This window comes from Lysinibacillus sp. NPDC094403 (genome assembly GCF_050278745.1).
In the GTDB taxonomy this organism is placed as follows: domain Bacteria; phylum Bacillota; class Bacilli; order Bacillales_A; family Planococcaceae; genus Lysinibacillus.
In genome coordinates this window covers 71340-92268 of the sequence record NZ_JBNNTL010000007.1, presented here as the reverse complement: position 1 = coordinate 92268, position 20929 = coordinate 71340, and the positions used below count along the sequence as shown (strand labels likewise).

Annotated in this window: 22 protein-coding genes and 1 pseudogene; 10 read left to right on the top strand and 13 right to left on the bottom strand. The window is 31.3% G+C overall.

What is annotated here, in order from left to right; genetic code table 11:
* Positions 1–300: 300 nt before the first annotated feature.
* The 3 genes from ACQKMV_RS12955 to ACQKMV_RS12945 form a co-directional block, all read right to left on the bottom strand.
* The gene (locus tag ACQKMV_RS12955; RefSeq protein WP_427504389.1) at positions 301–1455 is read right to left on the bottom strand and encodes a Ger(x)C family spore germination protein; all 1155 of its coding nucleotides are present in this window, start codon (positions 1453–1455) and stop codon (positions 301–303) included.
* A 210-nt stretch (positions 1456–1665) separates the two neighbouring features.
* Positions 1666–2070, bottom strand: a complete 405-nt coding sequence (locus ACQKMV_RS12950) for a VOC family protein (protein WP_427504388.1) — start codon at positions 2068–2070, stop codon at positions 1666–1668.
* An 81-nt stretch (positions 2071–2151) separates the two neighbouring features.
* Complete coding sequence (locus tag ACQKMV_RS12945; RefSeq protein WP_427504387.1) at positions 2152–3357, bottom strand: serine hydrolase domain-containing protein; 1206 nt, start codon at positions 3355–3357, stop codon at positions 2152–2154.
* A gap of 117 nt (positions 3358–3474) precedes the next feature.
* Here ACQKMV_RS12945 and ACQKMV_RS12940 point away from each other — a divergent pair, with 117 nt between their 5' ends.
* The 3 genes from ACQKMV_RS12940 (at position 3475) to ACQKMV_RS12930 (ending at position 5314) form a co-directional block, all read left to right on the top strand.
* Complete coding sequence (locus tag ACQKMV_RS12940; RefSeq protein WP_427504386.1) at positions 3475–4077, top strand: TetR/AcrR family transcriptional regulator; 603 nt, start codon at positions 3475–3477, stop codon at positions 4075–4077.
* A gap of 251 nt (positions 4078–4328) precedes the next feature.
* Positions 4329–4511 (top strand): hypothetical protein, encoded by a 183-nt coding sequence (locus ACQKMV_RS12935; RefSeq protein ID WP_427504385.1) that lies wholly within the window; start codon positions 4329–4331, stop codon positions 4509–4511.
* Positions 4512–4666: 155 nt separating this feature from the next.
* Entirely contained in the window at positions 4667–5314 is a 648-nt protein-coding gene (locus ACQKMV_RS12930) for a pentapeptide repeat-containing protein (protein WP_427504383.1), read from the top strand.
* A 258-nt stretch (positions 5315–5572) separates the two neighbouring features.
* Here the strand turns inward: ACQKMV_RS12930 and ACQKMV_RS12925 are convergent, their stop codons facing one another.
* Positions 5573–6799 (bottom strand): helix-turn-helix domain-containing protein, encoded by a 1227-nt coding sequence (locus ACQKMV_RS12925; protein ID WP_427504382.1) that lies wholly within the window; start codon positions 6797–6799, stop codon positions 5573–5575.
* A 171-nt stretch (positions 6800–6970) separates the two neighbouring features.
* Here ACQKMV_RS12925 and ACQKMV_RS12920 point away from each other — a divergent pair, with 171 nt between their 5' ends.
* On the top strand, positions 6971–7738 hold the full coding sequence (locus ACQKMV_RS12920) for an alpha/beta fold hydrolase (protein WP_427504380.1): 768 nt from the start codon (positions 6971–6973) through the stop codon (positions 7736–7738).
* Positions 7739–8472: 734 nt separating this feature from the next.
* Positions 8473–8718: a hypothetical protein gene (locus ACQKMV_RS12915; RefSeq protein WP_427504379.1), complete on the top strand. Its 246-nt coding sequence runs from the start codon at positions 8473–8475 to the stop codon at positions 8716–8718.
* Between the two features lie 132 nt (positions 8719–8850).
* On the opposite strand, the gene ACQKMV_RS12910 is transcribed toward ACQKMV_RS12915, so the two are convergent.
* From ACQKMV_RS12910 to ACQKMV_RS12900, 3 genes and pseudogenes are all read right to left on the bottom strand, one after another.
* The gene (locus ACQKMV_RS12910; RefSeq protein ID WP_427504563.1) at positions 8851–9108 is read right to left on the bottom strand and encodes an ATP-binding cassette domain-containing protein; all 258 of its coding nucleotides are present in this window, start codon (positions 9106–9108) and stop codon (positions 8851–8853) included.
* A 33-nt stretch (positions 9109–9141) separates the two neighbouring features.
* Positions 9142–9285 (bottom strand): annotated as a pseudogene (locus tag ACQKMV_RS12905) (DUF2178 domain-containing protein); the annotation flags it as partial.
* Positions 9269–9529 (bottom strand): helix-turn-helix transcriptional regulator, encoded by a 261-nt coding sequence (locus ACQKMV_RS12900; protein ID WP_427504378.1) that lies wholly within the window; start codon positions 9527–9529, stop codon positions 9269–9271. The pseudogene ACQKMV_RS12905 and the gene ACQKMV_RS12900, both read right to left, overlap by 17 nt.
* A gap of 240 nt (positions 9530–9769) precedes the next feature.
* On the opposite strand from ACQKMV_RS12900, the gene ACQKMV_RS12895 reads away from it, so the two are divergent.
* On the top strand, positions 9770–10249 hold the full coding sequence (locus tag ACQKMV_RS12895) for a hypothetical protein (protein ID WP_427504377.1): 480 nt from the start codon (positions 9770–9772) through the stop codon (positions 10247–10249).
* Positions 10250–10364: 115 nt separating this feature from the next.
* Here ACQKMV_RS12895 and ACQKMV_RS12890 read toward each other — a convergent pair whose 3' ends face one another.
* Together ACQKMV_RS12890 and ACQKMV_RS12885 are read right to left on the bottom strand one after the other, a co-directional pair.
* Entirely contained in the window at positions 10365–10808 is a 444-nt protein-coding gene (locus tag ACQKMV_RS12890; protein WP_427504375.1) for a hypothetical protein, read from the bottom strand.
* Complete coding sequence (locus tag ACQKMV_RS12885) at positions 10805–11107, bottom strand: PadR family transcriptional regulator (RefSeq protein ID WP_370078802.1); 303 nt, start codon at positions 11105–11107, stop codon at positions 10805–10807. The genes ACQKMV_RS12890 and ACQKMV_RS12885 overlap by 4 nt, the downstream gene beginning before the upstream one ends.
* A gap of 638 nt (positions 11108–11745) precedes the next feature.
* On the opposite strand from ACQKMV_RS12885, the gene ACQKMV_RS12880 reads away from it, so the two are divergent.
* Positions 11746–12246 carry a hypothetical protein gene (locus tag ACQKMV_RS12880; protein ID WP_427504374.1) on the top strand — a complete coding sequence of 167 codons (501 nt, stop codon included), beginning with the start codon at positions 11746–11748 and terminating at the stop codon, positions 12244–12246.
* A gap of 453 nt (positions 12247–12699) precedes the next feature.
* On the opposite strand, the gene ACQKMV_RS12875 is transcribed toward ACQKMV_RS12880, so the two are convergent.
* The 4 genes from ACQKMV_RS12875 to ACQKMV_RS12860 all read right to left on the bottom strand — a co-directional run bounded on the left by ACQKMV_RS12875 (position 12700) and on the right by ACQKMV_RS12860 (position 15278).
* The gene (locus ACQKMV_RS12875; RefSeq protein WP_427504372.1) at positions 12700–12897 is read right to left on the bottom strand and encodes a hypothetical protein; all 198 of its coding nucleotides are present in this window, start codon (positions 12895–12897) and stop codon (positions 12700–12702) included.
* Positions 12898–13633: 736 nt separating this feature from the next.
* Positions 13634–14107 carry a hypothetical protein gene (locus ACQKMV_RS12870; protein WP_427504370.1) on the bottom strand — a complete coding sequence of 158 codons (474 nt, stop codon included), beginning with the start codon at positions 14105–14107 and terminating at the stop codon, positions 13634–13636.
* A gap of 267 nt (positions 14108–14374) precedes the next feature.
* Positions 14375–14575 carry a hypothetical protein gene (locus ACQKMV_RS12865; protein ID WP_427504368.1) on the bottom strand — a complete coding sequence of 67 codons (201 nt, stop codon included), beginning with the start codon at positions 14573–14575 and terminating at the stop codon, positions 14375–14377.
* A gap of 85 nt (positions 14576–14660) precedes the next feature.
* Positions 14661–15278, bottom strand: coding sequence for a hypothetical protein (locus ACQKMV_RS12860; RefSeq protein WP_427504366.1), 618 nt, complete (start codon positions 15276–15278; stop codon positions 14661–14663).
* Positions 15279–16427: 1149 nt separating this feature from the next.
* Here ACQKMV_RS12860 and ACQKMV_RS12855 point away from each other — a divergent pair.
* From ACQKMV_RS12855 to ACQKMV_RS12845, 3 genes are all read left to right on the top strand, one after another.
* Positions 16428–17144, top strand: a complete 717-nt coding sequence (locus ACQKMV_RS12855; protein ID WP_427504365.1) for a DUF2278 family protein — start codon at positions 16428–16430, stop codon at positions 17142–17144.
* Positions 17145–18101: 957 nt separating this feature from the next.
* Positions 18102–19421 carry a hypothetical protein gene (locus ACQKMV_RS12850; protein WP_427504364.1) on the top strand — a complete coding sequence of 440 codons (1320 nt, stop codon included), beginning with the start codon at positions 18102–18104 and terminating at the stop codon, positions 19419–19421.
* 149 nt (positions 19422–19570) lie between these two features.
* On the top strand, positions 19571–20824 hold the full coding sequence (locus tag ACQKMV_RS12845) for a hypothetical protein (protein WP_427504363.1): 1254 nt from the start codon (positions 19571–19573) through the stop codon (positions 20822–20824).
* Positions 20825–20929 lie beyond the last annotated feature (105 nt).

The following is a 20929-nucleotide window of genomic DNA, read 5'->3' as shown; positions in this document are numbered from 1 at the left end:
GTTAATATAGCAATCGGAATACCTCCTGATATGCCAACATAAAAATGCTGTAGCGTGTGACAACGCTACAGCGCAGAATTGGTCTTGCCCTTATAATGGCTGAGCCATTTAACAGCATTATAACACATAGTATGGAAAATCAAAGTTTAAATGAGAATTTATTTCAGTGAATTGAATTTATCGTTGAATAGTTGCCATATTTGAGTCAAAGGTCGACAATAACAGGTTACAAAAGGAAGTATGTAAAGATAAAGCAAACACCCCTCAAATAGTCTAATTTGAGGGGGCTTTGGTAAATAGCTATTCTTTAATTGTTTCAGCAAATGTTTTTCGGCCAGGATTAACTTTATTTACGGTAACATTTAATTTAAGTGAATCTGCTGTTAAAGGTACCTTGCCATCTTTCTGTAATTTTTTCCATGCCTTTATGTTTTTTCGATATAGCTGCTCTGATAAGCGGAAAACATCAACATCTAATTTTAAGCCCTCTTCATATGATTTCTTTATATCTTTTTTAACCTCCTTAATAATACCTTTTCTTATTTCGTCGGTGGAAACTTTTCCTTTGAAACCATTGATGATTGCATTTAATTTTATATCAACTTCAAATGTTACTTCATTATTTTTTACAATTGGTTTAATTTTTGTACTTAATTTTTCTAAATCGACTGTTAAATATTCTTTTTCTTTATTTTCTAATTTAATGGTTACGTCTCCACGAGTTTTTTTATGATAGACCCATTGGACACCTCTTGCAGCTCCATCCTTCAGATAGCCTTTAAATCCTTTCCTTGAAACTAGCCCGAAACCTGTTAATGCTGTTTCAGTTGTTGGCTCTTTGGCCGTCTCCCAGTTTTTGTTGATCTCAATAAATGGAATATTTACTTCATGACCCGGCTCATTTAAGAAGATAAGTAGTTTTCGTAAATCAACAGGCTCTACATAAGTTGCTAATTCTTTTGTATGCAATGGGTTGCTTAGTTTTGAAGCTGTTAGTGATTTATTTAATATCGGTGTGATTAAAAGAACATCTTTAATTGGCTCCTGTGTACAATAAGCTAATATTTGATATCTAGTTTCCCGATGACGTAAAAAACTGTCAATAACAGCAATGGAATTCTCACTTTTTAAGGCTTCCTCTGAGAAAACAATAAAAGTCATATGTCCCCAGAATACTTTTTGGTCGATGGAGCGATATAAATTAAATAAGGCTTCTTCCATCGTTTTACCTTTAGCAAATCCAATTTCTGACGGTGCTGCTTGAGGAGTAGGCCCTTCAGATTTAGCTACATTCGCAAAATTAATGATTTGCATATATATTTCATATTGACCATCTTTATAATCGATACCAATTCCGTCAATATAGTACATTCTTTGTGGTTCAGTAACATCCCAACATCCAGAAAGCAATAGTACAGCTGTTAAACTCACTATTAACGTAATTTTTTTTTTCATTTTTTTGATCCCTACTTTTAGAAATTCTGTGTAATTTAAAGGGGTTTTGTATATAGCTTGGACAAAAAATGAGAGGATTATAAGTAGTGAAAAACTTAGGATAACTGCATGTAACCATTTAAACAAAAGACCAGGACTCATCTTAAATAATGAGACCTGGCTGTATTTCTGAATAAAACGAAAAGGGATGAAGAATATCCCATGATTATTTTAAATTCCTTTATTATCGCGAATTTCTATAATAGTTCCTTCAGGTGCTTTTAACTTACAAAGTTGACCATTTTCAACCTTATAAATAATCTCATCGTTTTTACGAATGAAATGAACATTCATATCCTTCAATCGTTCTACTTCTTGACTAAGATTGTCAACCCATAAACAGAAATGTACAATGCCTTGAGCATTTGAGTTGAAAGCATCAAGATCTTCATTATATTTTCCAGTTTGGAGTTCAATATAAAAGGTTCCGAGCTTAATCCAAGTATTATAATGTCTATCATGGAAATTCGGTGACTCCTGTGCTAGTTCAAATCCTAATACTTCAGTGTAAAAATTTAAAGATTCAACATATGTATTCGTTTGTATGCAAATGTGGTGCACATATTTTTCAGCCATAAATTATTTCTCCTTCTGCTTTATATTCATAGTTTAATATAAATTACATCACTAATGATATGATATAACATCTAACTATCTTTAAAGACAACTATACAGCGCATTCCGTAGGGCAAGTTCCCTTGGTTCATTAGCCATGCCAAATCCATGTTTATTCATAGCGTACGCATATCCTAATCCCTCGTCTGGATCAGCAAAGCAGAACGAACCTCCAGCTCCAGGATGTCCAAAAGAGCTTTCGCTTCGACCAAATTGCATATTAGAGAAGTGTTTCCAAAAGCCTAGAGAATATGCTATGTCTATACAATTCACATGGTCGTAGAAGCCTTCTTTTGGAGGTGTGGCGCCTATGCTTAATTCATTCAATGTTAAAGAGCTTAATCCGAGTATTTTTGCACGGCTTGCAAATGCACCATAAATTTTTGCCATCCCTCTTACTTGTCCAACTCCGTTACCTGAAGGGAATTCAATAGATAGAATAGGACGATGATTAAAATTATTATTTGCAACAAATTTTTTAGGATCAACTAAACTTCGAGCTACTAGTGACTTAGAATTTAAAAAGTTAAGTAACATCTTTGGCGGCAATTTAGTCATTCCTTTAAGTAACTGAATAGGGTGGTTTATTCCTTCAATAGTTGTAATTCTATCTTCCGAAATTTCTGCAGGTAATCCAATATAAAATTCTGCGTTTAGCGGTTCAGCTATTTCTTCTTTGAAAAAATCTTTTAGGGTACGGTGTTTCGGATCAGTTCTTCTAACGAGCTCTGCAATTAATGTCCCAATTGTCCATGCATGATACGCATGAAATTTTCCCACCTCCCAATCAGGTTTACTGGCAGCAATGGACTGTGATAAGCGTGAAGTATCTAGGTCTTCTAAATTTTCAATATTAAGCCTATCGAGAGCACACAAGCCAGCTTGATGTGCCAGAAGCTGTCTAACTGTAATTTTTTCTTTGCCATTTTGAGCGAATTCTGGCCAATATGTACAAACTGTCGCATCATAATCAATATATCCTCTTGAATGCGCTAGACTTAAAGCTAATGCAGCAAACCCTTTTGTAGCAGAAAATACTTGTACTAAGGTATCTTTCTCCCATTCAGCACTAGTTTTTCGATCTCGATATCCGCCCCATAAATCAACAACGGGTTCGTCATTAATATAAACAGAAAATGCAGCTCCGACTTCTCCTCTACTAGTAAAATTCTTAATAAATTCTTCCTTCACTAATTCAAAACCGGGTGCAACAAAACCATGGATAGGAATATTATTTTTTAATCTCATATTGCTGTTCTCCTTCTGAATAAGCCATCTCTTTACAAAAAAGAATAAATTTAATAAAATCAACTTAACAGATATATGACTAAAAATCAACAAATAGTCAAATGAAGAGGTGGCATTATGATGGCAAGAATATCAACTGAACAGAGGAAACAAATACATGAAACACTACTCACCCAAAGTAAAGAGTTATTTATTCAGTATGGTTTTTCTAAAACAAGTATTGATGACATAGTAAATGCATGTGGGATTGCAAAAGGTTCTTTTTATTCATACTATCCTTCAAAAGAAGAATTATTTTATGCTGTATTGCGAAGAGAAGAAGAAATAAAAAAGAAAATCATTGCTGAGGTGATGAGTGAATCCTTACCACCAAAAGATCTTTTAATTAAATTTTTTGATATTTCTTTTAAAGCAATAGAAGAAAATGCATTTTTACAAAATCTTTATCAAAGAGGGGAGTACGAGAAAATAGTTAATAGACTCCCTAAAGAACTTATCGATGACCATGTCAAAGAAGATTTGGAAAGTTCGTTAGATTTTGTGAAATTTTTACAGAATAAAGGGGTTACTGAAGAAGATCCTGAAGTTCTAATCGGCCTTTTTCGACTAATGATGCTTCTACCTTTACATCGAGAAGAAATTGGTGAGCAAGCATTCGGGAAGACTGTAAAAAAAATGATTGAATGTTTATCAAATGGTTTAACTTCTTTCAGCAAATAATTGCTGAAATAAAGGAACTCAGTCTAAGAACGCCACGTCCTGTGGCAATAAACTGAGTGACAACATCATGCTGTTGTCGCTGCCGCTTCGCTTTCGCGCAGACAATTCCAGACGCAATTATACTGAGGCATAATTGATCAAGGTAAGAAAAGGTACATTCGCAAATAATATCAGCAAACTTTATTACCCAAGAAATAGTGTAATATTTATAAGTATAAATTACGCCAAAATGGATAATTTATATATCGGAGGTGATAATTTTGACAAAAGAAAAGCGACATAACAGTGAAGAAGACCAAGTAGAATTTGGATCAGATTTAAGCCCTGACGATTTAGATGTGCGTGAAGAAAATGATCTAACAAAAGAACAAAAGAACAATTCAAATAATGAAAAACAACATAACGAAAACACTTCCTCAAAATGTAATAAATAATAAGGAAGACACATAAAAATTCTTACCACAATCTTTGGGTTGTGGTAATTATACATAATAAAGAAAAAACTAATATATCCATTATAATAAAGTTTTAATGTAAACTATTTATAAAGAATTAAGTAGCGAAATAAAATTGAGAAATGAGAAATAGAATGACTATAAAATTTAAAATTGAACTCCCGCTTATTCCAAATGATTTGGCTAAAGGAACTTTTGAAGACGTTTTTTATGACGAAGAACCGTATCTATCGAATCAACTGATTACGAATACAAGTAGAGAGAATGATAGTATTGAACGTTTATTTTTATCTAAAGTTATTTTTCAAAAAGTATCTTTGATTAACTCGGATTTCTACAAAATTGATATGACTGATGTGATTTTTGAAAACTGTGACTTATCTAATTCAAAATTTAATGAGGGTATTATCCATCGAGTTACATTTAAAAACTGTAAACTGTTAGGTGTTGATTTCTCAGGGGCAAATTTAGGGAACGTTTCTTTTGAAGGTTGTATGATGAATTTGTGCAACTTTGGAGTAGCGAGATTAAAACAGATTTGTTTTGATCAGTCATCATTACGTGGTACTAGTTATTACGACTGCCAATTTAAGAAAGTGAAATTTGAACACTGTGATATTGATGAAGTTGATTTTAGCGATACTCCATTAAATAATGTAGATATAAGCACGTGTACATTTGAACGATTAAATGTAGCTATAAAAGATTTAAGTGGCTGTGTGATTTCCTCTGAACAAGCAATTGGCTTTGCTGAATTGCTGGGTTTAAAGGTTAAACGATGATATAGCTTGTTCTAGATTCCTTATCGCTAAAAAGGACCCATGCTAAAGGCTTTTAAAAGAGAAATGTGATCTTAAGAAAAATAGATGTTTAATCCAGGAGGGGTGGGGAAATAAAAATGAAACAACTAAAATTCTCACAAATGAGCAAGGGCGTTGCAGTATAACACTAGAGACCAGTTTTTTGCATGTTGTGGATTAACCTGGTCTCTTCTTTTTTTAGAATGTTTAATCTGTAGTATCTAAATTGAAAAAGTGCTTTTACCGTTTTTTATTTTTCAAAGATGAACTTACTAACTCAATTGTGTTTGTAATAAAATTTTGATAATGCGTTTTGGGTAATGAATCTATTTTGCTAGCTGCCTTTTTCGCATATATAAGTGCTTCCTCTAATTTTCCAAGTTGCATAAGACAAATTGCCCGAAATGAATAAGCTGTGTAAAGAATACATAATTCAAGCGGGTAAGTAGTTGAGCCTGGCATCTTAAACTTTTCAAACACTTCTAAGGCTTCAGTGAGCTGTCCTTTTCCTAATAAAGCCTTACCTTTTTCAAGATAATAAAAATCACTTCCGATATTCCCCTTTAATACCGTAGCAAATTTATCTAAGTAAAGAAGAGCTTGTTCATAATCTTTTGGTATTTGATTATAATAATGAGCTTGAAGCAACAGTGTAAAAGCTAAGGACTTATCATTTTCACTAAAAACAGCGAATTGTTCTGACTTTTTTATAAAATAAGCATAATCGTTTTCATTGTTATGAAGGAGGGCTTGGAAAGCTGCAATTCGGAAAATATTATCCATTTTACAATAGACCATTTTCTTCTTAGACATTTCAATTAATTGTTGAAGTTTGTCCTTTCCTGATTTATATTCTCCTAGCCCGAAAAGTAAGACCATCTCAACGTAATTCACTTCAAATTCAACAAGCATATCAATCACGGTTGCTTTTTCAACATACTCTTTTCTTACATCTCGTAACATTTTAAGGGCATTAAGATACTCGCCATTTTTCGCATGGTATTCTACTACGTATACTTTAGCTGACAAACTGTGACTATAAAGAGATAACCGATCATAAATTGTTACTGCCTGATCTATCAACATTTCTCCATTGTTTTGTTCTGACTTCATAACTGTTCTTCCGGAAATTTCTAATATCCTTGCAGATTCCAATGAAATGGGAAACTGTCGGTCAAAAATGTCTTGAGTCAAATTAATTATCTGTTCATCATTATTTTTTTCAAACGCTTCCTCTATTTTATTAAACAAAATTTTTAGCTCATCAGATGTAGAGTTTCCTAATAAATATTGAGGGTCACAACCTAACTGGCAAGCTATAAATTTTAAACTGTCCATCGAAGGGTTTGCGCGCCCGTTTTCAATCATACTCAACATCCCTTTTGACATTTTACCACCTGCTAGTTCAACAAGTGTCAGACCTTTCTCTATTCTTAATTTTTTGATTCGTTTTCCTAACTCATTCATGTTCTAACATCCTTTGAAATTCAATTTACAAGTTCAATTATATTAAACTTCAGCTTGAAAAGACAATTAGTAAATGTTACGATATAGTTCAATGTGATTGAACTTTACAAAAGGAAGATAGAATAGAAATGAGTTTTTTTACAAATCAAAATAGTAATTGGGGGATTATATATGAGTGAAATTATCAAAAATGAAGTAGGGCAAAAACTAAATATAGGTGGTATCGAATTATACTATGAATTGATAGGGGAGCATCACGAAGGTCCAACTTTAGTATTCGATTCAGGGTACGGGGTTAATTTAGAAAACTGGAATTCGATTAAAGATGAAGTGTCAAACTTCTCAAGAATGTTTATTTATGACAGAGCAGGAATCGGAAAAAGTGGAATGGATGACAGACCTCGACATAGTAGACAAAGTGTCGAGAACTTACGTAAATTACTTAAACAAGCAGATGTAAAGCCTCCGTATGTATTAGTAGGCCACTCAATAGGGGGATTAAATATAAGATTATTTGCAAGTACATATCCAGAGGAAGTCGCAGGAATAGTTCTCTTAGATTCATCTCATGAGGATCAAAATAAAATACTGCCTCCTTTATTTACAAAAGAAGTCCAAGAAGCATATTATAATCAATTCACTGTGGAAGGATCTCTTCATGAAGTTGAAGAAAGTTTAGAGCAAGTTCGAAATAAATCTTTTGGAAAAATTCCATTGATTGTCGTTACAGGCGGTCTGCAGCCTTTTCACACAAAGGAATCAATGGCTATTTGGATGAAATTTCAGGAAGAGCTTGCAAACCTGTCAACCAATAAGCAACATATTATCGTTGAAGATGCGGGACATGCGATACATATTGATAAACCAGACGTTGTTATTGGTATATTAAGAGATATTTTAAGTGTAGTTGAGAATGACAAGAAGTACTCAAAAGATTAAAAGTAGCCAAATTCTGTATATATGAATCTGGTGAAGTTGAAACAAAGCTTTGTGGAAAGATATGGCGGAAAGTATAAGTCTGAGTGATTTCGAAGGGCTAAGAGAAGAAAAGTCCATTTGTTGTAAGCAGTTTCCGTGATTTTGTCATTACATTTTTAAAGGATATTACAATAAAAGGTTATACAACGAAAGAAGCTTTTAAAAAAAGTATGAATGCTTACAGAATGTAGGTGTTCATGCTTTTGATTCTTTGTAGGGATCTCTATTTAATTTTGTAATAGAATTTTAAGCTGCTTAAGATGATATAGCTTTCTTGATAATTTTAACATCTGTCTCAAGGCGCTCTACTCTAACAATTACTTCGTGCATCTCAGTGTTTGTAGCATTTTGTTGTTTTAAAATTGTTAGTTCTTCGCTGTTGGAAAATACTTGTTGAGTGAGGTTGTCTAATTTGACGTGCACTTGTTAAAGTGATTCATCTATTGTATAAATTTTCGTTTCCATATGATTGACTACTTCAACGTCATTGAGTTTCGTTTCGATGTGAATGGGAAAGGTATATGAAGCGGAGCTAATTGCAGAGTTGTTTATGGAAACCGTTAAAGAGGGTCATTTTCTACCTAGTGACCCTTAATATAGAATAATCTCTATCTTACTATCTATGATGAAAATAGAATTTTGTGAAACTTATTTAAACTTAAGTCGTAGTATTAATTAATGGGGGAGGGATTATGTTGAAAAAATACTTATTATTTGCAGGGATTTTTACATTAGTATTTGTAGTATTGCAAGTGTTATCAGGTATGCTATTAACAATGTTCTATACACCTAGCATACAGCAGTGGGAAGAGGCTTCGACTTTATCATCGCAAGTGGTGTTTGGAAATACAAGCTTTATTCCGCCGCTTGTTATATCTTTAATGGCGTTAGTAATTGCTTTTGGTAGTACTAAGCTAATCGATAAAAAGGCTGTTCATTAATAAAAAGGAAGGGCGTTTTCCTCTTCCTTTTTGAATGATTTAGCAATTTCAAATTTTTCTCATATGCTAAAAACAAAGGAGTGTAGAAAATTGAATGAGATTCTAAAGTATAGTTGTATTGGTACTGTTTAATTATTCTGCAATTAGGGTAATGTGAAATTGTGGATACACCTGCAAAAAATAAGTTAAGTGGAATAATCCCGTCTTACTACTTAATATCTTTGGTTCCTCGATCATGTACCCTACCTGATGATTGTCTGCAACTGATCTTTCATAAGTTTGAATGGTTTGCGTTATAATCTTCATCAGGGTAGTTTTTCCAGCGCCGTTTCTTCCAATCAGACCATCGATTGCTCCTTGGTTGAGTCTCGAACCCCGACCTTTCCTTATGAAAAATCCTTTTTATATTGGACGGCTAGGTAAAATCTTCTTATAAAATACATAGGCAAAAATCGCACTAGCCATGACCAGAAAAAAACTAACTCCAATGAGAATATTCCAATTTCCCGTAGATTGTTCAGCCCAGGACCTTAAAGGGGAAAAAATTGCGTTATGGATATCTGACATAGACTAAGTTATAATTTTGATCATTTCCTTTCTCATAAGTAAATATATCTTTTACATCAACACTAAAAAATTCGGCAATTCGAAAAGCTAACAACAGTGTCGGAACAAAATTTCCTTTTTCCATTACGAAGATGGTTTGTTTGGAAACCCCGTCTTTCTCTGCTAATTCTTGCTGAGACATTCTGGCAAGTACATGATATTCATAAACATTATTTGCTATCGAATCACCAAAATCTTTCTTCATGACCATCACCTCTTGAATCAAATAATTTAACAAGAGCCAGAATGCAGCAAAAACCTGACGAAATTCATGATTCTGTCAGGTTCATCGATCTGTTGTAATTTATGGTTTTTGGTGGAAACGGGTGATAATAATCATGCAAAAATTGTAGTATAAGGTTCTGTATTTTAGTATAATATTCTATGTTTTTTAAGGAAAACAATTTTCCTTTATCAGGATAAAGGACAGAGGGAAGGTATTATCATGTTATATTTAGGATTGATAATGATTGCTTGTTTATTTTTATATTTACAAAGAGCATCATTTTCATTGGTGGCTGATTCAAAGTTACATTTACCGATTAAAAGAATGGATAAGTTAATTGTGTTTGCTCCTTTTGTTACAGTAGTCGTGTTTTCTATTCTTTTTTTAACTGTACTGAAGGGACAATTAGCTGATAGAATATCGCATGCTTTAATCGTTTTTAGTCTTTGGATTTTTTTCACCTATTTCATAAAAACGATATTTGGTTATTGGAAAAATAAAAATATATTATTAGTTTCTTTAGTTGCAATACCTTTGACGCTATATTTTATTTTCCAATTGACTCCGTTAGACAATTATACAAAGATAGTTTTTATGAAAATAGGGAATGTATCATTTATCGTAGGTCTAGTATTAATCGTTTTATTTTATTCGAATTATTTACATAAAAGGAAGTTAGAATTGGCGAAGGATAATTAAAGAATGGGGCGATTTTAATTTATTCGCCATTAGAAAATAGAAGCGTATTCGGGAGAAATCGAATACGCTTTATTATTTATAATTAGTTTTATGTTATAGAATTTTTATACGATAGTTAATTAGTTAGTACTAAAAATGTAATAAAACTCAAACCATATATGCCCATAAATCCGAGACTCATTTTCGATAATTTAGTGCTGATTGAAAAAGCCTTTTGTAATCCTTCTTTAAAAAGATGCACAATGAAAATAGATACTGCTAAGAAAAACGATACCATTGCAATGACTAACGCAATTTGTTCCATAAAAATGACCTCCTGTGATGATCTGTATTGTAGAATAATAAGTATATTAATCAAACCGACAAGCAATAATACATTACTCATTCGAATGCCAAAAACTTCTCGTTCATTTATTTCGATTTTCCAAGCATCAACTATACCTCTGAGTAAATCAATCGTCATAAAGAATGTCCAATCTTTTTGTTCTAATAGATCAAATAATTCATCGCCATATCGTTTTCTCCAACTTTTTGGATACAAATAAATTAACCACTTCATATAAGCCCAAGCCTTTTTGCACCAAGTGTAGTTATTGCTTGGATATCTTTAATTTGGTTGCTTAAATATTCACGTCCGGCATCTGTTAGCCTGTAAGGTTTTTTGCGATCATCTGATTCAAGCACTTGAATATAGCCCGCATTTTCTAAACGTGTAATTGCTCCATATAAAGTTCCAGCACCTAACTTAATACTATAATTCTTTTCAATATCCTCCATAATTGCATAGCCATGACAATCTTTTTCTGCCAGACTAATCAAAATAAACAATGAAGGTTCTGAAAATCTATCCTTTTTCATACAATACCTCCTTTTAAAAGTTTATTACGTTTGGCGATATAACGTATAACGTAATAATACCTGATATTTACAATGCGTGCAATAATAAGCTATTTAAAAGAGAGAAAAGGCCTAGATTTTTTGCCATTAACTTTTCCTTGTCAAAACACAAACATTACTTTTTCGTGTTATAACCCTAATCACAAGGAACAGGTGTCTAATTTTATGGAAGACTTTAGGTTTAAAGTATTACCCTTAATTATGCATAGTGGCATATAGTTATTTTTAGTAATTTAAATTATTATGGTGATGAATTATTATTATGGAATCAGCTAATCCCAAACTTAATACGAGTGCAGTACTAAAATTTAATTTTTTCATTTCACAAACATCCTCCTGTACATTTCCATTATAAGGAATATGTAGACTGGAGTGTAAAGTACAGATGGTTTAATAAGAAACAAAGAATAATACGGTATCTACAGCAACCGAAGGATCAGTAGAGGCACTAATAAAATGGATACAAACTTTTGAGTGTTCTTTTCATTAGTCTAACCTCATTATTATATTTTTACGGTACATATACTAATTATTATGGTAAATTCTTCAATGTAGGATTTAAATAACAGAATATTCATTTTATTAAAAGGGGGAGGAAAATGAAGAATGTAGTTGTGAAGAGTATGATAATAATGATGTTAGTTCTTTTCATAAGCGGATGTAATGAAGAGCGAGAAAAAAAGGTAAGTAAATTAGACCCGATTGAAAAAAATGTGGATATAGATAGTAATGATAGAGATGGATTGTTTAGAAAATTCGAGAAATCAGTCCCTGATGCTACAGTGTACAATGATGCAATGTTTGATATTGATGGAGATGGAAAAAAAGATTTAATAGTCATTTATGATACACCAGAAAATAAGGTAAACTTTGCTATTGTAGCAGCGGGGAGGGGTGTTAGTAGTACTTCACTTGAAGGTGATGTTTATTCTTTTACCTATGTTTTAGATTCTCTAAAAGTCTATGAATCTCAAAAAAAATTCATCATTACGTTGCATGACGAAACTAAAAATTTCACTGTCGATTATGAAATAACTAAGGACTATGATAAAGAGAAAAATGCTACAACTTTAAAAATTAAATCAATGAATGCGAGATGAAATGATATCCGTAGTGAAAATAAGATGATTTGTAGACAAAGGATTCTCCTAAATTCAATAATATTTATGAAGGAAAGGCCGCTATGGGTATCGTCGTATTGCGAAAGAACTTGAAAAATAGGGCATCTTTCATGATTCGAAAACGATTAACCACTTAATGAATCAACTGGTTAAACTACCTCATCTATGAGTTCTTGATATTGAAGTAGTATTTTTAACAACTATTCTTTTAATCCAAAGAAAGTCTCCTCATCTCTAACAAGAAAAGTATCAGCATTATTATTAGTTTGTGAACAAGAAGTTGGAAACGGATTGCAGTAATTGCTTTTGCTTTAGTTATCACACTATTGGTCTATTAAAGCCTAACTGTTGGCATGTTGTTATTTGTTTAGCATTCGCAATCGTGGGGGAATATATAATGAAGAGATATTGTTACCGATGGAAAAATATCACTTATTGATTTGTTCTTTTCTTAAAAAAGTTAGAGGTTAACAAAAAAGCAATTCCTATAAAAAAGCATATTAGTGCCACAGATTTATTCGGAATAAATGAATTGTAATCAAATGAACCGAGAGATGTTCCAAGTCCACATATAAACAAAATGAAACCTAACCAATAAATGATTTTTCCAATTGTAGTATGAATTTTCATATGAAACTACCTCCTTTATGGATTGTCACTTTTCGTATCATAACATAATTAGGCAATCTTACTTTCGATTAACAGTGAGTTGTTCTAAAGAATCAACTTCACCAAAAGAAAAAGAAATTAAACAAGTGATTGAGGTATCAGTTGTGCGTCATGGTTCCGGATATGTGATTTTATTTATAAAAGTGGAGGCGTTGAATCTGCTGAAAAAGTATTATTAGCTTCTAGTTTGTAAAGATTCTATATCCTCCTACTGAACTTAATGTCAAACCGATAACCGAGTTAAGTAATATTCAACTCTTGTCAGTCAAAAAAATTTGGTTAACTTATAACAAAAAACCTTAATGTACACTATGAGGATTAATAGAAAGATATTGTTAGTAAAAAAGATGGGATTTCCCATCTATGTATTCTACTTATCTAGCTTGTCGTATATATTCCTTAGAATTTCGTTTTGTTCCTCCTGTAAGTTGTTTTGTTCTTCCTTCAAGTTAATGAATTTAATCAAAAACCAAATTAATAATATAAAAAATAATATTACAAGCATTATTCTAATAAAACCCCTTTTTGTGTAATTATACCATAAATATAGAGTGATTAAGAAAGAAGTGGAATGACAATCTTGTCAGAAAGAAAATGTGCAGTATGGGGGAGGCATTCTAAAGAAAGAAATTAATAAAGGGTCACTATGCTGGAAGTGACCCTTAACTAAACATAGGTTAGTGCAAAGTTAAAAATACTATTTATATTCTACTGTAACTTCCTGATTATAATCGTGCGGTTTCATGTAATCAGACGCGTATCTTATCACTAATTTATTCGGTTCATTCCATTTTAATTGATATGCCCCTTTTGAAAATGGTTTATAGACATCATCAGTGCTAATATTTGCTAAATGCTTCATAAATAATCGTGTATTTGACAATTGATAAATTTCTCCGTGATACGTTTCAACAACGACAAAACTCTCTTGATTATTTGGAGATGAAAAAGTTGTATATTTTGCATCTGAAGATAGCAATCCATTAACGAATGTTAAAGCTAAAATGAAAAAACTGTAAAATACTGCTATCGCAGTGTCTCTTTTATTTCTAAATTTAGAATGAATTAAATAAATACCGGATATACAAGTGGAGAACATGAAAAACCATTTCAATAAATAATGAGGAATTCCTGCTGGAGGAAATCCAATCTGTAAGTAAATTCCTTTCATACTAAGAAAAAGCATTAAAAGTAAAATGGATACACTAAAAATAAAGCATACAAACCACAGTTGAAATTTTCGTATATTAAGCAGACCGGATATAATACATCTCACCCCTTTTCAAATTAGAGGACGAAAGGGATTGGAAAATGTTTCTTGATTATTCTTAATGAGTTATAAAGTTTGTTAGACCGACTTATAACTGATCAATATGAGGAAAGAAACTATAAAAAGGGTCACTATGCTGAAAGTGACACTAAATGTAACAATAAGAGACTATTGGAACTTATGAAGTTTCTTAACTTTCATTGAAGCTACTTCTCCGCAATTTTTACAAATAGTCAAAATTAGTGGTGAACTCGAAAAATGGAGCATATCGAGCTTAATGGGTTTTACATTTGCATGAGATCCACCTAATTCACCTTGTGTAAATGCATCACTACCACATGATTTACAAACTAATTTATCGTTTTCCATGTAATCACCTCATTGTGTAATATATGTAAATTATAACATAAAGATAGCCGCAGCGTCGTCACACACTACAGCTCCCTATACTTCATTAAATTTTGTTATAGATGACCATAAATTGTGCTGCTTCAGATTCAAGTGCGATTAGATGATCTTCAGTAGAAGGTTCATCTGAAATCAATCTCCCTTTTTGGACGTTTAAAATTGCAGGTTTTATCTCAGGAGAATGATCAATGCTGAAATCAGATTGATTTAATAGTGTCAAAGATGAGCGGCATTTGTTTTTATCAATTCGTTCGTCTTTCCCTTTGAAATATAACTTGATTAAGTATGGAACACCATCAATCTTTAATCCAAGTTCAGGTGATGAACGAACAGTTAAATATTCGTTATACCAATTGGATTTGCCTGGTTCAAACCATTCAATTTCTTTATTTTTAATAAATTTTAAATGTGCTTTGACAGCTTCAAGGTAATTTTTCTGTTTAGTTTGAGAAACTTTTTCAGCAAGAGAAAGCAGGTAATCTTTACTAAATTCTTTCTCATGAAATTTTCGGATACCATCTCGTAAAGGTTTCCAGTAATCAAAAGCAGGATTGTATTCATCTTGATATTTTATTTGTCTAACCATTGAAGTTTTACCAGTAACGCCTTTGAAAGTAAAGTCTGTAAATTGTGTAAGACCGATAGATACTTTTTTTGAAGACATTAATAACAACTCCTTTATTTGTAAATAATCAAAAAAGAAAGGTGCCTTCGATAAAATTCAGGAGAATTTAACATGAATCAATTACAAATTATCGTTCATGATAACCGTTAAATAATTTCACTTCTATTAAAGATTGCAATATATTCACCTTACTGATAAAGAGTTAAAAACTATTTAAAGCCATACATCAAAATGATGAAAGCCTAAAATATACATTCGTTTTATATCTCTAGATTGAAAAAGGGACATGGCTACATAATAAATCGCTAAACGCCGATAGCGCAGCGGCTGCCATGATGTATAGGGTGGGCTTTATAATATCAACCAAGCATTACGAAATATTGGAGGGGGCTTTTCATGGTGGATGTTATGAAAAAAATTAAGAATCGAAAGGAGATCTACTTAGCTATTGGTGTAATTGCAGATAATTTAATTATGTAAGATATGAACGAGCATATGACATTATTCGTATTTTAGATGCATTACAGGTTAGTCAGAAAATTGATTACATGGAAGGGATAAGGTATTTTTTTATGGCCTGCAATAATTAGAGGTACCAAATGTTCAAATTTAAATAATGGGAAAAATTATCGTTACAAGAACGCTTGGTATTAGTGTGGAAGTGGTGGTTTAGATGCGAAATAGTTAGTGAATTTTCTTTTTTAATATACAAATTAACATGAGAAATATTGAATTAAAGAAAAGGCTGCTTAACAGTTACCTGTTAAACAGCACATGGATAATGTAAATATAAAACAAAAAATAGGGAAAAGTCAACAATTTTTTAGAATTTTTATCTAGCACTTGTTAAGCGAATTGCAAATGGTAGGTTCGCTTGACTGAAAATCAATATTCTCACCAGCAAAAACATTAGCCAATGCATTCACAATAAAGAACAGTTTAACCAACAAAGTGGTGGTGCGAACGTCGAAATTTGGCGTGAATAAATGATTGAAGTTCTATTTTTTGGAATGATAGAATTAGTGTTGTAGAGTGAGTTGAAACAAATGAGTATTTAGTGAGATAACCATAAAGACATCAGAGGAGACGAGGTACTTCAATATGCTAATCAAGCTATAAAGACTTTATATAAAATCTATAAAATGAATATGATTAAATAATAATAACTTTATAGGGAGGTTATAATTTATGCCATTATTCAAATACGGAGTGTTAAAAGGTAAAGTTGTTGACGTAAGACCTGTAGATTCATATGATAAGACTCCTCATTACGAAGTGCATATTCGAGCAACAAAGAACGATAATAGTAAGGAGAATTATAGAATTGCGATTAATGTTGCCTCTAAAGTAAAGCCTTCAGAAGTCCTATATTTTGTTAGTGAAGATTTTAACTCGAATCAAATAACAATTATTCCGAATTACGAAGAAGGATTTACAGAAGTTACTAGTGAAAATCGTGAAATTGCATTAGATTATATTCGTGGTGGCTTATTCGATCCTTCAAAAATGATTCCTCTCCCTGCAACAAAGAATGGACCAGACAATGACTTAAATGAGAAAGTTAATAAATATATGCAAGAGGCAATGACTAAAAAAGCTACTGTTTATGCTTACGGAGAAAAATTTAAAATTGAAGATGAAAAAGATAAATATTTCGGGTTTTCTCCAGGCAGAGGCATTCATGATATCCATATGAATCAAGGAAATAGTAAGGATTTTAGACAAGACGACGGGATTTGGCAAGATGGTGGTGTACTCATTCATTTTGAGGAAGAAAACAGATGGGTGGGTATATTCCTTGCATTCCAGTCGCAGTCTTGGTGTACAGATGACAATGGACATGCTACGAAGCCGGTTAGTGTGTGTAACCATGCAAATAGGAAATCAGCGATAGAATTTTTTTAGTCATATTATTAGTAGAAGATACTGTTTTATTTGAAGCGGTATCTTTTTTATTTTGTTCCGCTTTATATTAGTTTTTAGGAGAGCCAGATTCTCTCTGTTGTCCAGAAGACAGGGGGCCTTTGCCAACTACTTATCAAGCTTTCTTTCCTTATGAATATTTCAGTTTATCATTTTCTATAAACGATTTAACTATTTTCAAAACAGTACATCTTTTTTACAAACGTACGTCTTTAAATCACCATTATTATTTTTTAAAACAGCTAATATGTAATTTTTAGGATACATTACCTGTATTGCCAAACATCCATGTTAAGGTAAAGATTATATACATACTAGATAAACAAATCCATACTATGTTTGTCTTAATCTTTGTATAATCATTTTTAGAAACTCTTATAATAAAAATACATAGATTTAATGAAAAAACTAGGGCAAGTATGGGATTCAGCAAAAATGATGTTGCAATAATAAAATCAATCATTTAATCACACCTGTCATTTTTTTTAATAATCCAATGTAGAATATTTTTCCATTCCGAAAATTCTTTCCTTTATAGTTCTATTTTAGGGAATTGAGAGATTAAAGTACAGACAAAAAACAGACTACTGTGATCAGTTATCCTATTATCCAAGAAGACCCGAGCGTTTTGTTTTCATAACTCTTTGTTAAAATATAACGTTTGGCTAAAAATAAAAAGCAACCAAAGCAACAAAAAAGCAACCAAAATACCGAATGCGAGCGAATAACGGTGAAATCGAAACATTATACAATGACGTAAAACCTTGCTGTAATAACCTTTGCGAATACATATGAAAGAGGGTAAAAGCATGAATTCACGAAAAGTAAACAAAAATTACTGCTTTCTTCCACAAAAGATTTGAGCTTTCAAGTATAATAACATAAACTAGTAAATTTGTTATTAATGTGAATGAATTAAATTAATTGGAGAGGATTAAAATGAATCTTATTGATAATGGTTTACATTCTTATAGAAAAGCTATACATAATTTAAAAATATTGGATGAAAAAAGTGGTGTTGAAAGAGAGTTAATCGCAAAAGACATTGTTTTAAGCCTACATCATTCAATTGAAACACTTTTTAAATATATAGTACAAGATACAAATAAATTACTAATATATGATAATCTAAATGATTATTTCTCAATGAAAATGAATTCTATGATAAAAAAAGGAAATAAAACTTTTAACGGAAATACTATATCTTTTATGGAAGCTGTTCAAAGAGCGATAATTTTAAACAGTTTAGAGATAAATGAAACTGATTATGGGAGTATTGAACATTTAAACAAAGTAAGAAATGCTATTACACACCATGAGTATGATCTTACAGGTAAACAAATAAATTATCTGATTACTCAAGTAATCAGTGTTGTATTTCCGATTTATAAAAAGTTAATTACTGATTTTACTTATTATGTGAATGAGCATGATTTAAATTTAATTGGGAGTACACAAGTCAAAGAATTAAATGTGTGGAAGTTTATACGTTATTTCTCATTAAATAAAAAATTTACAGAAGGGAAGAAAACAATAGAAAGAATCAAAAATACTCCAGGTGAATTTCAAAGAAAAGAGGGGAAAATAAAAAAAGAGGTTTACATTTCATATCATCAATGTCCTTGCTGTAGTAAAAACTTTTTTGTTAAAGCAAACCTTGTTTTGGATGATACTGGGGAAAAAGGATATGAAGGGAACTGTCTAATGTGTGAAATTTCCTTTACTAAAGAAGATTCGTATTTTCTATATTTAATTTCAAAAGATTATGATTCTTTTCTAATTATGGGAGATTCAATTGTTAGCGATTTATTAGATGATGAAGACCTTTCAACAAAGATTACTCAACAAGAATTAAAAGATATCAAAATGCTTTACACTCAAGAAAATAATGGAATTTTGGAATTTCTCACAAACATATACCTGAAGAATAAACTGTATTTAATTCTAGAAAATTATGTAGATACTACTGTTAGGGAGTATGATAATGAAATAATGGACAGTGGTTTGTTCGGTGTGGGAATAAAAAAATCTAAAGAAATAGATAGGATTTCGAAAGAAGACCAAATGATTTTAAAAAAAATATTTGAAAACTTCGAGATTCTTGAACTATCTAAAGAATATTATAATTACGCTTTGAATCGAGATTATATCTATAATACATATAGGTCTCATCCAAACCCACACAATGATAATGAAGAGGAAGAAATAGAAATAAATCTAACATTTACATTTTGTGACATGAGTTTTTTAGAAGAGTAATTAATTATTAGGTATAAAAATTACTTAATCCTAAATAATTTAGCTTAATTATTTGATTAATTTTGTAGTTACTCTTTTAGGTAAAATAAATTATTTATTATTGATATGGGTTGGAATAATTGTGATGTTAGTTAAAAAGGAGGTATTTTATGGCTGTAGTTACGCAAACGGTTACTTGTGAAGTTTGTGATACCAAAACACTTGTAAAATTTCAAGTCGGAACTTTAAAAGAGTATCCAATTCATTACTCTTGTCCCACATGTCTAACAAATATATACGGGGAGATAATTAATCATAATGATGAATGGCTAGAATATAACCTGAATAATGCTACAAATAAATCGGGATTTGATGGAGATTACATACTAGTCCTTTCTGGTGAATTTCCATCAATTAAAATTACCAAATTTACAGAGGAAACATTTTTAGCTAGCGCATTCTCTCCTTTTATAAGATATGCACCTCATGGCAAAATCGAAATGTACGAGATTTTGCAGGGGATGCTACCTAGCTTTATAAATAAGGAATGGAAAATAATAGAGAGAATTGCTAATCTTTATTTTAATAAACGAGATGAATATATAGAAAAGGAAATAAATAAGTTAAGAGAGAGCCCTAATATTACTATTAGCCCTTACGAGAAAGACTCTAGTGTTAGCAAACTTATCACCACTGTTTTTCGGACACTCTCAGCAATAAAACCAATATCAGAGTACTCTGCAGAATCTTTATCTACTACTTTGAAGGAAATTTCAAACCAAAGCCCAAGTGAATTTTTGGAATTTCTAAATTATTATACTGAGGACGATTTACTTCATATTCAAAAGCAATTATTTTCTTTATTCAATTCTTTTATAAATCATTACAGATACCTATTACCTGTAATTTATTTTGAAGCACTTAATAAAGATATTGAAAAAATAAAACATATCGAAGGATTAAATACGGTCTCACTAGAAAAATTAGATAGATTATACCAAAATACTTATGAGACCTTATTAGAAAACTCGAATCTAATTATGATGTTTGATAATTTGGTGGTAAGAGGTTCAGTAAATAATTTTAATTCTTCTATTAATGTTGGAAGGGGGCAAATTAGAACTATTAATGATTTTAAGAAGCTCACTAAAGGTCAAAAATTAAAATATTTGTCTGATAGTAGTAACAAATTATCTGTTATTTTCCAAAAATCTTTGGATACGAAACTTCGAAATCCTATTGGACATAATAATTATACGTATGATCCAAATACGCAATTAATTAAATTTAATTCTATTTATGAAAATCAATCACCATATGAGTTATATCTAATTGAATTTGCGTATAAGTGTTTCGAATCAATTAAAATTAACCTTTTAATTTGGGATTTAATATTTTTAATTAAAGAGCTAAAAAAAAATTAAATTTAGTGGGAAAATAATAATCCTTTTATCAATTTTAAATGAAAAATGACACATGCAAGAAAGGAAGAGGCTAGGACATAACTAGCTTCAATTAGTGAGAAATCC

What these genes read in the sequence shown, in the direction of transcription:
- ACQKMV_RS12955 (WP_427504389.1), bottom strand. Translation starts at nt 1,455, where the DNA reads ATGAAAAAAAAAATTACGTTAATAGTGAGTTTAACAGCTGTACTATTG.
- ACQKMV_RS12950 (WP_427504388.1), bottom strand. Translation starts at nt 2,070, where the DNA reads ATGGCTGAAAAATATGTGCACCACATTTGCATACAAACGAATACATAT.
- ACQKMV_RS12945 (WP_427504387.1), bottom strand. Translation starts at nt 3,357, where the DNA reads ATGAGATTAAAAAATAATATTCCTATCCATGGTTTTGTTGCACCCGGT.
- ACQKMV_RS12940 (WP_427504386.1), top strand. Translation starts at nt 3,475, where the DNA reads ATGATGGCAAGAATATCAACTGAACAGAGGAAACAAATACATGAAACA.
- ACQKMV_RS12930 (WP_427504383.1), top strand. Translation starts at nt 4,667, where the DNA reads ATGACTATAAAATTTAAAATTGAACTCCCGCTTATTCCAAATGATTTG.
- ACQKMV_RS12925 (WP_427504382.1), bottom strand. Translation starts at nt 6,799, where the DNA reads ATGAATGAGTTAGGAAAACGAATCAAAAAATTAAGAATAGAGAAAGGT.
- ACQKMV_RS12920 (WP_427504380.1), top strand. Translation starts at nt 6,971, where the DNA reads ATGAGTGAAATTATCAAAAATGAAGTAGGGCAAAAACTAAATATAGGT.
- ACQKMV_RS12900 (WP_427504378.1), bottom strand. Translation starts at nt 9,529, where the DNA reads ATGAAGAAAGATTTTGGTGATTCGATAGCAAATAATGTTTATGAATAT.
- ACQKMV_RS12895 (WP_427504377.1), top strand. Translation starts at nt 9,770, where the DNA reads ATGTTATATTTAGGATTGATAATGATTGCTTGTTTATTTTTATATTTA.
- ACQKMV_RS12890 (WP_427504375.1), bottom strand. Translation starts at nt 10,808, where the DNA reads ATGAAGTGGTTAATTTATTTGTATCCAAAAAGTTGGAGAAAACGATAT.
- ACQKMV_RS12885 (WP_370078802.1), bottom strand. Translation starts at nt 11,107, where the DNA reads ATGAAAAAGGATAGATTTTCAGAACCTTCATTGTTTATTTTGATTAGT.
- ACQKMV_RS12880 (WP_427504374.1), top strand. Translation starts at nt 11,746, where the DNA reads ATGAAGAATGTAGTTGTGAAGAGTATGATAATAATGATGTTAGTTCTT.
- ACQKMV_RS12875 (WP_427504372.1), bottom strand. Translation starts at nt 12,897, where the DNA reads ATGAAAATTCATACTACAATTGGAAAAATCATTTATTGGTTAGGTTTC.
- ACQKMV_RS12870 (WP_427504370.1), bottom strand. Translation starts at nt 14,107, where the DNA reads ATGAAAGGAATTTACTTACAGATTGGATTTCCTCCAGCAGGAATTCCT.
- ACQKMV_RS12865 (WP_427504368.1), bottom strand. Translation starts at nt 14,575, where the DNA reads ATGGAAAACGATAAATTAGTTTGTAAATCATGTGGTAGTGATGCATTT.
- ACQKMV_RS12860 (WP_427504366.1), bottom strand. Translation starts at nt 15,278, where the DNA reads ATGTCTTCAAAAAAAGTATCTATCGGTCTTACACAATTTACAGACTTT.
- ACQKMV_RS12855 (WP_427504365.1), top strand. Translation starts at nt 16,428, where the DNA reads ATGCCATTATTCAAATACGGAGTGTTAAAAGGTAAAGTTGTTGACGTA.
- ACQKMV_RS12850 (WP_427504364.1), top strand. Translation starts at nt 18,102, where the DNA reads ATGAATCTTATTGATAATGGTTTACATTCTTATAGAAAAGCTATACAT.
- ACQKMV_RS12845 (WP_427504363.1), top strand. Translation starts at nt 19,571, where the DNA reads ATGGCTGTAGTTACGCAAACGGTTACTTGTGAAGTTTGTGATACCAAA.